We start from the raw sequence: 14,721 nt of genomic DNA on the forward strand, positions 1-14,721 counted from the left end.
CCATGCCTTGGATCCAACTGAAACTGAACACCACCGGCGCGAACGCAGAAGATCTTAGCGATGCGCTGATGGAAGCAGGTGCCGTTTCTATCACTTTTCAGGACACCCACGATACGCCGGTGTTTGAGCCTCTGCCTGGCGAAACTCGCCTGTGGGGCGATACCGATGTGATAGGTCTGTTCGACGCTGAAACCGATATGAACGACGTGGTGGCGATTCTGGAAAACCATCCGCTGCTCGGCGCAGGCTTCGCGCATAAAATCGAACAACTGGAAGATAAAGACTGGGAGCGCGAATGGATGGATAATTTCCACCCGATGCGCTTTGGTGAACGTCTGTGGATCTGCCCAAGCTGGCGTGATGTGCCGGACGAAAATGCGGTTAACGTGATGTTAGACCCAGGGCTGGCGTTTGGTACAGGGACTCATCCAACAACCTCTCTGTGCCTGCAATGGCTCGACAGCCTCGATTTAACCGGTAAAACAGTCATCGACTTTGGTTGTGGTTCCGGCATTCTGGCTATCGCGGCGCTGAAGCTGGGTGCAGCAAAAGCCATTGGTATTGATATCGATCCGCAGGCGATTCAGGCCAGCCGCGACAACGCCGAACGTAATGGCGTTTCTGACCGTCTGGAACTCTATCTCCCGAAAGATCAGCCAGAAGAAATGAAAGCCGACGTGGTGGTCGCTAATATCCTGGCAGGCCCATTACGTGAACTGGCACCGTTAATCAGTGTCCTGCCGGTTTCAGGCGGTTTGCTGGGCCTTTCCGGTATTCTGGCAAGCCAGGCAGAGAGCGTTTGTGAGGCTTATGCAGCTAACTTCACGCTCGACCCGGTTGTGGAAAAAGAAGAGTGGTGTCGCATTACCGGTCGTAAGAATTAACCTTCGCATCACCGCATGGTGATGCAGAGCAAAGTGCGAGCAAGGTCACAAAAGGCACGTAAATTTGCTGATTATTTACGCAATTTTGCGTGCCAAAATTTTCATTCATAAAGAAAAATTGAGAACTTACTCAAATTTCTTGGAGTGTAAATTTTAGTCACTATTTTCTAATATGATGATTTTTATGAGTAATTATCGCGCCACGCTCATTTTAAATGCAATTCTTTGATCCATCTCAGAGGATTGGTCAAAGTTTGGCCTTTCATCTCGTGCAAAAAATGCGTAATATACGCCGCCTTGCAGTCACAGTATGGTCATTTCTTAACTCATGCGCATCGGACAATATCAGCTCAGAAATCGCCTGATCGCAGCGCCCATGGCTGGCATTACAGACAGACCTTTTCGGACGTTGTGCTACGAGATGGGAGCCGGATTGACAGTATCCGAGATGATGTCTTCTAACCCTCAGGTTTGGGAAAGCGACAAATCTCGTTTACGGATGGTGCACATTGATGAACCCGGTATTCGTACCGTGCAAATTGCCGGTAGCGATCCGAAAGAAATGGCAGATGCAGCACGTATTAACGTGGAAAGCGGTGCCCAGATTATTGATATCAATATGGGTTGCCCGGCTAAAAAAGTGAATCGCAAGCTCGCAGGTTCAGCCCTCTTGCAGTACCCGGATGTCGTTAAATCGATCCTTACCGAGGTCGTCAATGCAGTGGACGTTCCTGTTACCCTGAAGATTCGCACCGGCTGGGCGCCGGAACACCGTAACTGTGAAGAGATTGCCCAACTGGCTGAAGACTGTGGCATTCAGGCTCTGACCATTCATGGCCGTACACGCGCCTGTTTGTTCAATGGAGAAGCTGAGTACGACAGTATTCGGGCAGTTAAGCAGAAAGTTTCCATTCCGGTTATCGCGAATGGCGACATTACTGACCCGCTTAAAGCCAGAGCTGTGCTCGACTATACAGGGGCGGATGCTCTGATGATAGGCCGTGCAGCTCAGGGAAGACCCTGGATCTTTCGGGAAATCCAGCATTATCTGGACACTGGGGAGTTGCTGCCCCCGCTGCCTTTGGCAGAGGTTAAGCGCTTGCTTTGCGCGCACGTTCGGGAACTGCATGACTTTTATGGTCCGGCAAAAGGATACCGAATTGCACGTAAACACGTTTCCTGGTATCTCCAGGAACACGCTCCAAATGACCAGTTTCGGCGCACATTCAACGCCATTGAGGATGCCAGCGAACAGCTGGAGGCGTTGGAGGCATACTTCGAAAATTTTGCGTAAACAGAAATAAAGAGCTGACAGAACTATGTTCGAACAACGCGTAAATTCTGACGTACTGACCGTTTCTACCGTTAACTCTCAGGATCAGGTAACCCAAAAACCCCTGCGTGACTCGGTTAAACAGGCACTGAAGAACTATTTTGCTCAACTGAATGGTCAGGATGTGAATGACCTCTATGAGCTGGTACTGGCTGAAGTAGAACAGCCCCTGTTGGACATGGTGATGCAATACACCCGTGGTAACCAGACCCGTGCTGCGCTGATGATGGGCATCAACCGTGGTACGCTGCGTAAAAAATTGAAAAAGTACGGCATGAACTAATTCAGGTTAGCTAAATGCTTGATTAAAAAGGCGCTACTCGGCATGGGGAAGCGCCTTTTTTATAGGTGTCACAAAGGGAGTGACCATGAGAACAGGATGTGAACCGACCCGGTTTGGTAATGAAGCTAAGACCATTATTCACGGTGATGCGCTTGCCGAGCTTAAAAAACTACCCACCGAAAGCATCGATCTGATCTTTGCCGACCCACCTTATAACATCGGTAAAAATTTTGATGGTCTGATCGAAGCCTGGAAAGAAGATCTGTTTATCGACTGGCTGTTTGAAGTGATTGCAGAGTGCCACCGCGTTCTGAAAAAACAGGGCAGCATGTACATCATGAACAGCACGGAAAACATGCCCTTTATCGATATCCAGTGCCGCAAGTTCTTTACCATCAAAAGTCGCATCGTCTGGTCATATGACAGTTCTGGGGTGCAGGCGAAGAAACACTATGGCTCCATGTACGAACCCATCCTGATGATGGTGAAAGACGCAAAGAACTACACGTTCAACGGTGATGCTATTCTGGTTGAAGCTAAAACCGGTGCGCAACGCGCGTTGATCGATTATCGCAAAAATCCTCCACAGCCTTACAATCACCAAAAAGTACCGGGTAATGTCTGGGATTTTCCGCGCGTGCGTTATTTGATGGATGAATATGAAAACCATCCGACGCAAAAACCGGAAGCATTACTGAAGCGCATTATTCTCGCCTCTTCCAACCCTGGCGATGTCGTTCTCGACCCGTTTGCCGGTAGCTTTACTACCGGTGCCGTAGCCGTCGCCAGCGGGCGAAAATTCATTGGTATTGAGATTAACAGCGAGTACATCAAGATGGGACTTCGACGGCTGGATGTCGTGTCACATTACTCCGTGGAAGATCTGGCGAAAGTGAAAAAAAGAAAGACCGGCAACCTGTCAAAACGAAGCCGGATCAGCGAAGTTGACCCCGATCTCATTGCAAAGTAAAGGAAGTGTAAGCCTGGTTTTCAGATTATTCATTTCGTGTATATTTCCTGCCAGACTTGGTTAAACATGCACAGGCTCAGGTAATGATTCGCAAGTATTGGTGGCTCGTCGTTTTCGCTGTCTCCGTTTTTCTGTTTGATACCTTACTGATGCAGTGGATTGAACTACTGGCAACAGAAACAGACAAATGTCGCAATATGAACTCGGTTAATCCGCTAAAACTGGTTAACTGTGACGAACTGGATTTTCACAATAGAATGTAACTTTATACGATACCTAATTCATTTGTTTTATGAATTAATTTCGTTGTGTTTTCATCTGGCATAAACATTCTTAATACATTATCGACTAATGCGGGTGCTTGTTTATAAAGATCGTAACCCGCTATATTCATTAACCAGTTTTGAACAATACCGCTGAAGGCACCATCAATAATAATCATTACGACGTCTAAGTCGAGGCTTTTAGCTACATACCCTTGTTGCTGACATGATTGCAATACTTCGCGCAGAGTCTGCGGATTAAAGCCCATCTTCTCGCGTATTACTGCCTCTGCCAGCATCTCATCATTAAATTCACATTTGTGATATAAGATTTGTAGTAATGCCTGTTGACGGGGAATTTTGGCAATATATTGCAAGCCGACAATCAATTTTTCACGCAATTGTTGAAACGGGTCATGCTCTAATCCAGCCGTCAAGTGTTCCTGGATTAACTCCCGCAATGAAGGCTGTTGCAACCACATCTCATTAAACAGTTGGGTCTTGTTTTCGAAGTGCCAGTAGATAGCGCCACGTGTGACGTTAGCGGCGTCGGCAATGTCGTTGAGTGTCGTCTTGCTTACACCATGCTGCGCAAACTGGGCGATGGCAGTTTCAATCAGTTCTTGCCGGGTCTTCAGGGCTTCGGCTTTGGTTCTTTTTGCCATGATTAATTATTCAGAAAATAAATATATTCGACACAGGGTGAGAAAATAGCGAAGGGTAATCTATCACCTAACGCATATTTATACGAGAGGCTAATATTGAGTTGCTATAAATCGTCAAATAATTCAAACCTATCATTTAGCCAATATGCATTCATTTGATGAATGCATATTTCATTTTAAGTGAAAGTAATTCATCTCATTTCAATTAACGGCAAAACAAAACATTAGAATATTAATCTTTTTTTGTGTTTATGTGCCTTAGACGCCAGTATTCATAACTATTCCTTACATCGACGAATGATAATTTGTAGGATAGCGAACTGTATTTTTTCTTTCTGCGAGTTAACGCGTTGCCTTTTCGGGTAAATAACGCGCTTTTGGTTTTTTGAGGAATAGTAATGACGAAACATGCCAGGTTTTTCCTCCTGCCCTCCTCTATTCTGATCTCCGCTGCTTTAATCGCGGGTTGTAACGATAAGGGAGAAGAGAAAGCTCACGTCGGTGAACCGCAGGTTACCGTTCATGTTGTGAAAACGGCCCCGCTAGAAGTTAAGACTGAATTACCAGGCCGCACCAACGCTTTCCGTATCGCTGAAGTTCGCCCACAGGTTAGTGGGATCGTACTGAATCGTAATTTCACTGAAGGTAGCGATGTGCTGGCAGGACAGTCCCTGTACCAGATCGATCCAGCGACCTATCAGGCAAGTTATGACAGCGCGAAGGGCGAACTGGCGAAAAGTGAAGCCGCCGCCGCCATCGCGCATTTGACGGTAAAACGTTACGTTCCACTCGTGGGAACGAAATACATTAGTCAGCAGGAGTACGATCAAGCCATTGCTGATGCTCGCCAGGCCGATGCCGCCGTGATTGCGGCAAAAGCCACCGTCGAAAGCGCCCGAATCAATCTCGCTTATACCAAAGTGACTGCGCCAATTAGCGGACGTATCGGCAAATCTACTGTGACCGAAGGTGCGCTCGTCACTAACGGGCAAACGACCGAACTGGCAACTGTCCAGCAGCTCGATCCTATCTACGTCGATGTTACCCAATCCAGCAACGATTTTATGAGGCTGAAGCAGTCCGTAGTGCAAGGGAATTTGCATAAGGAAAACGCCACCAGCAACGTAGAGTTGGTCATGGAAAACGGTCAAACCTATCCCCTGAAAGGCACACTGCAATTCTCCGATGTGACCGTTGATGAAAGCACCGGCTCCATAACCCTACGTGCCGTCTTCCCTAACCCACAACATACGCTTTTGCCGGGTATGTTTGTGCGCGCACGGATTAATGAAGGTGTACAACCCGATGCCATTCTTATCCCGCAACAAGGCGTTAGCCGCACACCGCGTGGTGACGCAACCGTGCTGATTGTTAACGATAAAAGTCAGGTTGAAGCGCGTCCTGTCGTTGCCAGCCAGGCGATTGGCGATAAATGGTTGATTAGCGAAGGGCTGAAATCTGGCGATCAAGTCATTGTCAGCGGCCTGCAAAAAGCGCGCCCGGGAGAGCAGGTTAAAGCCACTACCGATACCCCCGCAGATACTGCATCGAAGTAAGGCAATCTGACATGGCAAACTTTTTTATTCGACGACCGATATTTGCATGGGTGCTGGCCATTATTCTGATGATGGCGGGCGCACTGGCGATCCTACAATTGCCCGTCGCCCAGTACCCAACCATTGCGCCGCCTGCGGTTTCTGTTTCGGCAAACTATCCGGGCGCTGATGCGCAGACCGTACAGGATACGGTGACGCAGGTTATCGAACAGAATATGAATGGTATCGATAACCTGATGTATATGTCCTCGACCAGCGATTCCGCCGGTAGCGTGACAATTACCCTCACCTTCCAGTCCGGAACCGATCCAGATATCGCGCAAGTGCAGGTGCAGAACAAACTCCAGCTCGCTACGCCGTTGCTGCCGCAGGAAGTTCAACAGCAGGGGATCAGCGTTGAAAAATCCAGTAGCAGCTATCTAATGGTGGCGGGCTTTGTCTCTGATAACCCAGACACCACACAGGACGATATCTCGGACTATGTGGCCTCTAACGTTAAAGATACGCTTAGCCGCCTGAATGGCGTTGGTGACGTGCAACTCTTTGGCGCACAGTATGCGATGCGTATCTGGCTGGACGCCGATCTGCTGAACAAATATAAGCTGACACCGGTTGATGTAATTAACCAGTTGAAAGTGCAGAACGATCAGATTGCTGCCGGACAGTTGGGCGGAACACCTGCTTTACCAGGGCAACAGTTGAACGCCTCAATTATTGCTCAGACGCGATTAAAAAATCCGGAAGAGTTCGGCAAAGTTACCCTGCGCGTGAACAGCGACGGTTCGGTTGTGCGCCTGAAAGATGTCGCACGGGTTGAACTTGGCGGTGAAAACTATAACGTTATCGCTCGCATCAACGGTAAACCGGCGGCGGGTCTGGGTATTAAGCTGGCAACCGGTGCGAACGCTCTCGATACCGCGAAAGCCATTAAGGCAAAACTGGCGGAATTACAGCCATTTTTCCCGCAGGGAATGAAGGTTCTCTACCCTTATGACACCACGCCATTCGTCCAGCTTTCTATTCACGAAGTGGTAAAAACGCTGTTCGAAGCCATTATGCTGGTATTCCTGGTGATGTATCTGTTCTTGCAGAATATGCGAGCAACGCTGATCCCCACCATTGCTGTGCCCGTGGTGTTGTTAGGGACGTTTGCCATCCTCGCCGCTTTTGGTTACTCCATCAACACACTAACGATGTTCGGGATGGTGCTTGCCATTGGGCTACTCGTCGATGATGCGATAGTGGTGGTGGAGAACGTCGAGCGCGTAATGATGGAGGATAAGCTCCCGTCAAAAGAAGCGACGGAAAAATCAATGTCGCAAATTCAGGGCGCACTGGTGGGTATCGCGATGGTGCTGTCAGCGGTATTTATTCCGATGGCATTCTTCGGCGGCTCTACCGGGGCAATTTATCGCCAGTTCTCTATCACCATCGTTTCGGCAATGGCGCTTTCTGTTCTGGTGGCATTGATTCTCACCCCGGCGTTATGTGCAACGCTGCTCAAACCCGTCTCTGCTGAGCATCACGAAAATAAGGGCGGTTTCTTCGGCTGGTTTAATACTACCTTCGATCATAGCGTTAATCACTACACCAACAGCGTCGGCAAAATCCTCGGTTCCACAGGACGATATTTACTGATCTATGCGCTAATAGTTGCCGGAATGGTGGTGTTGTTTTTACGTCTCCCCTCTTCTTTCTTGCCAGAAGAAGACCAGGGTGTCTTTCTGACCATGATTCAGCTACCCGCTGGCGCGACGCAAGAGCGGACGCAAAAAGTGTTGGATCAGGTGACGGATTACTACCTGCACAATGAAAAAGCAAACGTTGAAAGTGTCTTTACGGTTAACGGGTTTAGCTTCAGCGGCCAGGCGCAAAACGCCGGGATGGCCTTCGTCAGCCTGAAACCATGGGAAGAACGTAGTGGTGAGGAAAACAGCGCGGAAGCGGTTATCCATCGCGCCAAAATGGAATTGGGTAAGATCCGCGACGGTTTTGTCATTCCGTTTAATATGCCTGCTATTGTTGAACTGGGCACGGCAACGGGTTTTGACTTTGAGTTAATTGATCAGGCAGGGCTGGGTCACGATGCCCTAACCCAGGCTCGTAACCAGCTGCTTGGCATGGCGGCGCAACATCCTGGCAGCTTAGTCAGTGTGCGCCCTAATGGCCTGGAAGATACCGCGCAATTCAAACTTGAAGTTGACCAGGAAAAGGCGCAGGCATTAGGCGTTTCGCTTTCTGACATCAATCAGACCATTTCTACGGCGTTGGGTGGGACTTATGTTAACGACTTCATCGACCGTGGCCGTGTGAAAAAGGTTTATGTTCAGGCGGATGCCAAATTTCGTATGCTGCCAGAAGATGTCGATAAACTTTACGTCCGCAGCGCCAATGGTGAAATGGTGCCATTCTCTTCCTTTACCACTTCACATTGGGTGTATGGTTCTCCACGACTGGAACGCTACAACGGTCTGCCGTCAATGGAGATTCAGGGGGAAGCTGCGCCAGGAACCAGTTCCGGCGATGCCATGGCGTTGATGGAAAACCTTGCGTCAAAATTACCTGCAGGCATTGGTTATGACTGGACAGGTATGTCGTATCAGGAACGCTTATCGGGCAACCAGGCTCCTGCTTTGGTGGCAATCTCCTTCGTGGTGGTTTTCCTGTGCCTTGCTGCGCTCTATGAAAGCTGGTCAATACCTGTCTCGGTTATGTTGGTCGTGCCATTAGGGATTGTCGGCGTGCTGCTGGCAGCGACACTCTTTAATCAAAAAAATGACGTTTACTTTATGGTGGGTTTGTTAACGACAATTGGCTTGTCGGCCAAAAACGCCATATTGATTGTTGAGTTCGCTAAGGATCTGATGGAGAAAGAGGGAAAAGGTGTTGTCGAAGCGACGCTGATGGCAGTACGTATGCGCCTGCGTCCTATCCTGATGACCTCTCTCGCCTTTATTCTCGGCGTATTACCACTGGCTATCAGTAATGGTGCCGGCAGTGGCGCGCAGAACGCAGTGGGTATCGGTGTAATGGGCGGAATGGTCTCTGCAACATTGCTGGCTATTTTCTTCGTACCGGTATTCTTTGTCGTGATCCGCCGTTGCTTTAAAGGGTAAATCAGAAACATAAAGGCGCTTTCGGGCGCCTTTATTATTTTTAGTGAAAACCATAAAAATTAATAAGATAATCTTCTGCTCATTCTTTAAAAACTTTTCGTAGACCATGTTCCCTTCACTATTTTTACAATTCACATAATTTGTCATTATTCATTCCGCAAGATTTATAACCTCCAGTGATAAAATGGTACTCAGCTCGTTAATAAGAGAGTTAACTTATTAAGCGTTAGCGTTATTACTGAGGTAACACCATGAAAAGATTAATTCCTGTGGCATTGCTCACTGCATTGCTGGCGGGCTGTGCTCACGATTCCCCCTGCGTTCCGGTTTATGACGATCAGGGACGCCTGGTTCACACCAATACCTGTATGAAAGGTACAACACAGGATAACTGGGAAACTGCCGGGGCTATTGCTGGCGGAGCAGCGGCTGTCGCCGGCCTTACGATGGGGATCATTGCTCTGTCAAAATAACTGAACAGAGCGCGGACTTTCGCGCTCTGTTTAACGATACAGAATCTACCAATACGTTAAACACCGCTATATTTCGCTGGCTAATCCCATTTTAATTAAGCATTTTATCTCGCAGCATTATCTCAATGTCGAAATAACGCATTAATTTATTTTTTAATCACATCCTCCCCACCGATACTCACGCCAATAATCATTATTCTGCTTAGCAAAATACGAGTAAATATTTTGCGCCAAAATGTGGCGCATGTTTCATTTTCGCACCATTGCGGGGCGCTGTTTTTATTATTTCCTGTCTACACTCAGCTTATTGCGACGCGAAATCGTGCGCAAAAGCTGGCACTACTTTTGCTTATAAGAGGATGGCCACAGACAGGTAAAAGGCGTTTCCCAAACGTCCTATAACGATAATTTTCGCCTCACAGGAAGCATTATGAAAAAGATGATGATAGCCACACTGGCTGCCGCCAGCGTGCTGCTTGCCGTTGCAAATCAGGCACAGGCTGGCGCGACACTCGATGCCGTAAAGAAAAAAGGTTTTGTACAATGCGGGATCAGTGACGGATTGCCTGGATTCTCTTATGCCGATGCAGATGGCAAGTTTTCTGGTATTGATGTTGATGTTTGTCGTGGCGTTGCCGCCGCTGTATTTGGCGACGACACAAAAGTGAAATACACCCCGCTCACCGCAAAAGAACGTTTCACTGCATTGCAATCCGGCGAAGTGGATTTACTCTCCCGTAATACAACCTGGACTTCATCTCGTGACGCAGGTATGGGAATGGCATTTACTGGTGTCACTTATTACGATGGCATTGGTTTCCTGACGCACGATAAAGCGGGGCTAAAAAGCGCGAAAGAGCTGGATGGCGCAACGGTCTGTATTCAGGCTGGTACAGACACCGAGCTCAACGTCGCCGATTACTTCAAGGCGAACAAAATGAAGTACACGCCCGTGACCTTCGATCGCTCTGACGAATCCGCGAAGGCACTGGAATCTGGTCGCTGCGATACGCTGGCCTCGGATCAGTCACAACTGTATGCATTGCGAATCAAATTAAGCAACCCTGCCGAATGGATCGTGCTGCCAGAAGTTATCTCTAAAGAACCGCTTGGGCCGGTAGTCCGCCGTGGCGATGACGAATGGTTCTCTATTGTGCGCTGGACGCTTTTCGCCATGCTGAATGCTGAAGAGATGGGCATCAATTCCCAGAACGTCGATGAAAAAGCGGCTAATCCGGCAACGCCTGATATGGCACATCTGCTGGGTAAAGAGGGCGATTACGGCAAGGATCTGAAGCTGGATAATAAATGGGCTTACAACATCATCAAACAGGTGGGTAACTACTCGGAAATTTTTGAGCGTAACGTAGGTTCAGAAAGCCCGCTGAAAATTAAACGTGGGCAAAATAATCTCTGGAACAACGGAGGTATTCAGTATGCGTCGCCCGTGCGTTAAGTCGATATGAGGTAACGAGCGTCGCCACGGCGGCGCTCTCTTTAGCGTTATGGTTTCCGAGGTTCCTATGTCTCATCGCCGCACAACCGTTAAAGGTTCACTTTCATTTGCCAATCCTACAGTGCGCGCCTGGCTTTTCCAGATCCTTGCCGTTGTCGCCGTCGTCGGCATTGTAGGCTGGCTATTCCATAACACCGTAACGAATCTCAGTAATCGCGGCATTACTTCAGGTTTTGCCTTCCTGGATCGCGGCGCTGGCTTCGGCATCGTCCAGCATTTGATCGATTACCAGCAGGGCGATACCTACGGACGCGTTTTTATTGTTGGCTTACTCAACACGTTACTGGTTTCAGCATTGTGTATTGTGTTCGCTTCTGTTCTGGGCTTCTTTATCGGTCTGGCGAGACTTTCGGATAACTGGCTACTACGAAAGCTTTCCACTATTTATATTGAGATCTTCCGTAATATTCCGCCGCTGCTGCAAATCTTCTTCTGGTATTTTGCCGTGTTGCGCAATTTACCCGGACCACGCCAGGCGGTGAGTGCGTTAGATCTGATCTTTTTGAGCAATCGTGGGCTTTATATTCCGTCACCGCAGCTGGGAGATGGGTTTCTTGCATTTATCCTGGCTGTTGTTATGGCTATAGCCCTTTCTGTTAGGCTATTCCGCTTTAATAAAACACACCAGATAAAGACCGGACAACTGCGCCGAACCTGGCCTGTCGCCGTTGGGTTGATCATTGGTTTGCCTTTACTGGCACACTGGCTTTTCGGTGCAGCAGTGCACTGGAATATCCCTGCGCTACAAGGGTTTAACTTCCGTGGCGGTATGGTTCTCATACCCGAACTGGCAGCCTTAACGCTGGCTCTTTCAGTTTATACCTCTGCATTTATCGCTGAGATTATCCGCGCCGGGATTCAGGCAGTGCCTTATGGTCAACATGAAGCTGCCCGCTCGCTGGGATTACCCAACCCGGTTACGCTACGCCAGGTGATTATTCCCCAGGCGCTGCGGGTGATTATTCCACCACTTACCAGCCAGTATCTCAACATCGTCAAAAACTCCTCTCTTGCCGCCGCTATTGGCTATCCGGATATGGTTTCGCTGTTTGCTGGCACCGTGCTGAACCAGACGGGGCAAGCCATCGAAACGATAGCCATGACCATGTCGGTATATCTGATTATCAGCCTGACTATCTCGCTGCTGATGAATATCTATAACCGCCGCATCGCGATCGTTGAACGCTAAGGAGTCATGATGACAAAAGTATTACTGGCTCATCCCCCGCGCCCGGCGAGCCATAACTCAAGCCGCGCTATGGTGTGGGTGCGAAAAAATCTGTTCTCCAGCTGGGGCAATAGCCTGCTGACTATTGGCTGCTTGTGGTTGATGTGGGAATTGATTCCACCGTTGCTGAACTGGGCATTTTTGCAGGCTAACTGGGTTGGCTCAACGCGTGCCGACTGCACAAAAGCCGGTGCCTGTTGGGTTTTCATCCACGAACGATTTGGTCAATTTATGTATGGGCTTTACCCACACGACCAACGCTGGCGAATTAATCTGGCATTACTGATTGGCCTGGTTTCGATTGCGCCGATGTTCTGGAAAATATTCCCACATCGCGGTCGCTATATTGCGGTCTGGGCGGTGATTTATCCACTTATCGTCTGGTGGCTGATGTATGGCGGTTTTCTTGGTCTTGAGCGGGTTGAAACCCGGCAATGGGGCGGGCTGACGCTAACTTTAATTATTGCATCAGTTGGAATTGCGGGGGCGCTACCGTGGGGGATCTTACTGGCGTTAGGCCGCCGCTCCCATATGCCGATTGTGCGTATCTTATCGGTCATTTTTATCGAGTTCTGGCGCGGCGTACCGCTAATCACCGTCTTGTTTATGTCTTCGGTAATGCTGCCGCTGTTTATGGCAGAAGGCACCAGTATCGACAAACTGATCCGCGCACTGGTTGGCGTGATCCTGTTTCAGTCAGCATATGTTGCGGAAGTCGTGCGAGGCGGATTACAGGCACTGCCTAAAGGGCAATATGAAGCGGCGGAATCACTGGCGTTGGGTTACTGGAAAACTCAGGGGCTGGTTATTCTGCCACAGGCGTTGAAGCTGGTAATCCCTGGGCTGGTAAATACCATCATCGCACTCTTCAAAGATACCAGCCTGGTGATCATCATCGGGTTGTTCGATCTTTTCAGTAGCGTTCAGCAGGCAACCGTTGATCCCGCCTGGTTGGGTATGTCGACGGAAGGGTATGTTTTCGCCGCGCTGATCTACTGGATCTTCTGTTTCAGCATGTCACGTTATAGCCAGCATCTGGAAAAACGTTTTAACACCGGGCGTATACCGCATTGAGGACACTATGAGCCAAATTTTACTGCAACCTGCTAACGCGATGATTACGCTTGAAAATGTTAACAAGTGGTATGGGCAATTCCATGTACTGAAAAATATAAATTTAACCGTGCAACCGGGAGAACGAATCGTTCTGTGTGGCCCATCTGGTTCCGGGAAATCGACAACCATTCGTTGTATTAATTATCTGGAAGAACATCAACAGGGACGGATCGTGGTGGATGGGATCGAACTTAACGAAGATATCCGCAATATTGAGCGTGTCAGACAGGAAGTGGGAATGGTCTTTCAGCATTTTAATCTTTTCCCACATCTGACCGTTTTACAGAACTGTACCCTTGCACCTATTTGGGTACGCAAGATGCCAAAGAAAGAGGCTGAAGCTCTGGCGATGCATTACCTTGAGCGGGTGAGAATTGCCGAACATGCACAGAAGTTTCCCGGACAGATCTCCGGTGGTCAGCAGCAACGCGTTGCTATAGCACGTTCACTTTGTATGAAGCCCAAGATTATGCTGTTTGATGAACCAACATCCGCGCTCGATCCGGAGATGGTAAAAGAAGTACTGGATACGATGATTGGGCTGGCGCAATCGGGTATGACGATGTTGTGCGTAACGCATGAGATGGGATTTGCGCGAACCGTCGCTGACCGGGTGATTTTTATGGATCGCGGAGAGATAGTGGAACAAGCTGCACCAGATGAGTTTTTTGCGCATCCTAAATCAGAGCGTACTAGGGCATTTTTATCGCAGGTAATCCATTAATTGAATGTTAGTTCGAAAAGCAAAAAGGCCATCCGAAAGGATGGCCTTTTTGCTTGATTTGATGTCTGGCAGTTTATGGCGGGCGTCCTGCCCGCCACCCTCCGGGCCGTTGCTTCGCAACGTTCAAATCCGCTCCCGGCGGATTTGTCCTACTCGGGAGAGTGTTCACCGACAAACAACAGATAAAACAAAAGGCCCAGTCTTCCGACTGAGCCTTTTGTTTTATTTGATGTCTGGCAGTTCCCTACTCTCGCATGGGGAGACCCCACACTACCATCGGCGCTACGGCGTTTCACTTCTGAGTTCGGCATGGGGTCAGGTGGGACCACCGCGCTACTGCCGCCAGACAAATTCTTTTCTAATCTGCCGAACTTTAACCTAAAAAGTGGTGCTGATACCCAGAGTCGAACTGGGGACCTCACCCTTACCAAGGGTGCGCTCTACCAACTGAGCCATATCAGCACGCTAAATTTGATGCCTGGCAGTTCCCTACTCTCGCATGGGGAGACCCCACACTACCATCGGCGCTACGGCGTTTCACTTCTGAGTTCGGCATGGGGTCAGGTGGGACCACCGCGCTACGGCCGCCAGGCA

General features: G+C 49.0%; 13 protein-coding genes, 1 tRNA gene and 2 rRNA genes. 12 read left to right on the plus strand and 4 right to left on the minus strand.

Annotated features, from left to right (window positions below):
• Window positions 1-2: 2 nt before the first annotated feature.
• From prmA to A7Z06_RS05825, 5 genes are all read left to right on the plus strand, one after another.
• Window positions 3-884, plus strand: a complete 882-nt coding sequence (gene prmA / locus A7Z06_RS05805; protein ID WP_001145823.1) for a 50S ribosomal protein L11 methyltransferase — start codon at window positions 3-5, stop codon at window positions 882-884.
• A gap of 328 nt (window positions 885-1,212) precedes the next feature.
• Window positions 1,213-2,178: a tRNA dihydrouridine synthase DusB gene (gene dusB, locus A7Z06_RS05810; RefSeq protein WP_001219652.1), complete on the plus strand. Its 966-nt coding sequence runs from the start codon at window positions 1,213-1,215 to the stop codon at window positions 2,176-2,178.
• A 25-nt stretch (window positions 2,179-2,203) separates the two neighbouring features.
• Window positions 2,204-2,500, plus strand: a complete 297-nt coding sequence (gene fis / locus A7Z06_RS05815; RefSeq protein WP_000462905.1) for a DNA-binding transcriptional regulator Fis — start codon at window positions 2,204-2,206, stop codon at window positions 2,498-2,500.
• Window positions 2,501-2,585: 85 nt separating this feature from the next.
• Entirely contained in the window at window positions 2,586-3,470 is an 885-nt protein-coding gene (gene yhdJ, locus A7Z06_RS05820) for an adenine-specific DNA-methyltransferase (protein WP_001258912.1), read from the plus strand.
• Window positions 3,471-3,553: 83 nt separating this feature from the next.
• Window positions 3,554-3,733 carry a DUF2556 family protein gene (locus A7Z06_RS05825; RefSeq protein ID WP_010345321.1) on the plus strand — a complete coding sequence of 60 codons (180 nt, stop codon included), beginning with the start codon at window positions 3,554-3,556 and terminating at the stop codon, window positions 3,731-3,733.
• Between the two features lie 2 nt (window positions 3,734-3,735).
• Here A7Z06_RS05825 and acrS read toward each other — a convergent pair whose 3' ends face one another.
• A complete protein-coding gene (gene acrS / locus A7Z06_RS05830; protein ID WP_001129525.1) occupies window positions 3,736-4,398 on the minus strand; it encodes a multidrug efflux transporter transcriptional repressor AcrS in 663 nt (220 codons plus the stop codon).
• 398 nt (window positions 4,399-4,796) lie between these two features.
• Here acrS and acrE point away from each other — a divergent pair, with 398 nt between their 5' ends.
• From acrE to A7Z06_RS05875, 7 genes are all read left to right on the plus strand, one after another.
• On the plus strand, window positions 4,797-5,954 hold the full coding sequence (acrE, locus tag A7Z06_RS05840; protein ID WP_000160374.1) for a multidrug efflux RND transporter periplasmic adaptor subunit AcrE: 1,158 nt from the start codon (window positions 4,797-4,799) through the stop codon (window positions 5,952-5,954).
• A gap of 11 nt (window positions 5,955-5,965) precedes the next feature.
• The gene (gene acrF, locus A7Z06_RS05845) at window positions 5,966-9,070 is read left to right on the plus strand and encodes a multidrug efflux RND transporter permease subunit AcrF (protein WP_001273229.1); all 3,105 of its coding nucleotides are present in this window, start codon (window positions 5,966-5,968) and stop codon (window positions 9,068-9,070) included.
• Between the two features lie 251 nt (window positions 9,071-9,321).
• Window positions 9,322-9,543, plus strand: coding sequence for a membrane protein (locus A7Z06_RS05850; protein ID WP_000825639.1), 222 nt, complete (start codon window positions 9,322-9,324; stop codon window positions 9,541-9,543).
• A gap of 430 nt (window positions 9,544-9,973) precedes the next feature.
• On the plus strand, window positions 9,974-10,999 hold the full coding sequence (locus A7Z06_RS05860) for an amino acid ABC transporter substrate-binding protein (protein ID WP_000738598.1): 1,026 nt from the start codon (window positions 9,974-9,976) through the stop codon (window positions 10,997-10,999).
• Window positions 11,000-11,066: 67 nt separating this feature from the next.
• The gene (locus A7Z06_RS05865) at window positions 11,067-12,248 is read left to right on the plus strand and encodes an amino acid ABC transporter permease (protein WP_010345327.1); all 1,182 of its coding nucleotides are present in this window, start codon (window positions 11,067-11,069) and stop codon (window positions 12,246-12,248) included.
• A 9-nt stretch (window positions 12,249-12,257) separates the two neighbouring features.
• Window positions 12,258-13,361: an amino acid ABC transporter permease gene (locus A7Z06_RS05870; RefSeq protein WP_010345329.1), complete on the plus strand. Its 1,104-nt coding sequence runs from the start codon at window positions 12,258-12,260 to the stop codon at window positions 13,359-13,361.
• Between the two features lie 7 nt (window positions 13,362-13,368).
• On the plus strand, window positions 13,369-14,127 hold the full coding sequence (locus tag A7Z06_RS05875) for an amino acid ABC transporter ATP-binding protein (protein ID WP_105279360.1): 759 nt from the start codon (window positions 13,369-13,371) through the stop codon (window positions 14,125-14,127).
• Between the two features lie 231 nt (window positions 14,128-14,358).
• Here the strand turns inward: A7Z06_RS05875 and rrf (A7Z06_RS05880) are convergent.
• The 3 genes from rrf (A7Z06_RS05880) to rrf (A7Z06_RS05890) form a co-directional block, all read right to left on the minus strand.
• Window positions 14,359-14,474, minus strand: a 5S ribosomal RNA gene (gene rrf, locus A7Z06_RS05880).
• A gap of 39 nt (window positions 14,475-14,513) precedes the next feature.
• Window positions 14,514-14,589 (minus strand) — tRNA-Thr (locus A7Z06_RS05885).
• Window positions 14,590-14,603: 14 nt separating this feature from the next.
• Window positions 14,604-14,719, minus strand: a 5S ribosomal RNA gene (gene rrf / locus A7Z06_RS05890).
• Between the last annotated feature and the right edge of the window lie 2 nt (window positions 14,720-14,721).

The sequence above is a fragment of the Escherichia sp. MOD1-EC6819 genome (assembly GCF_002965765.1).
Lineage (GTDB): Bacteria > Pseudomonadota > Gammaproteobacteria > Enterobacterales > Enterobacteriaceae > Escherichia > Escherichia ruysiae.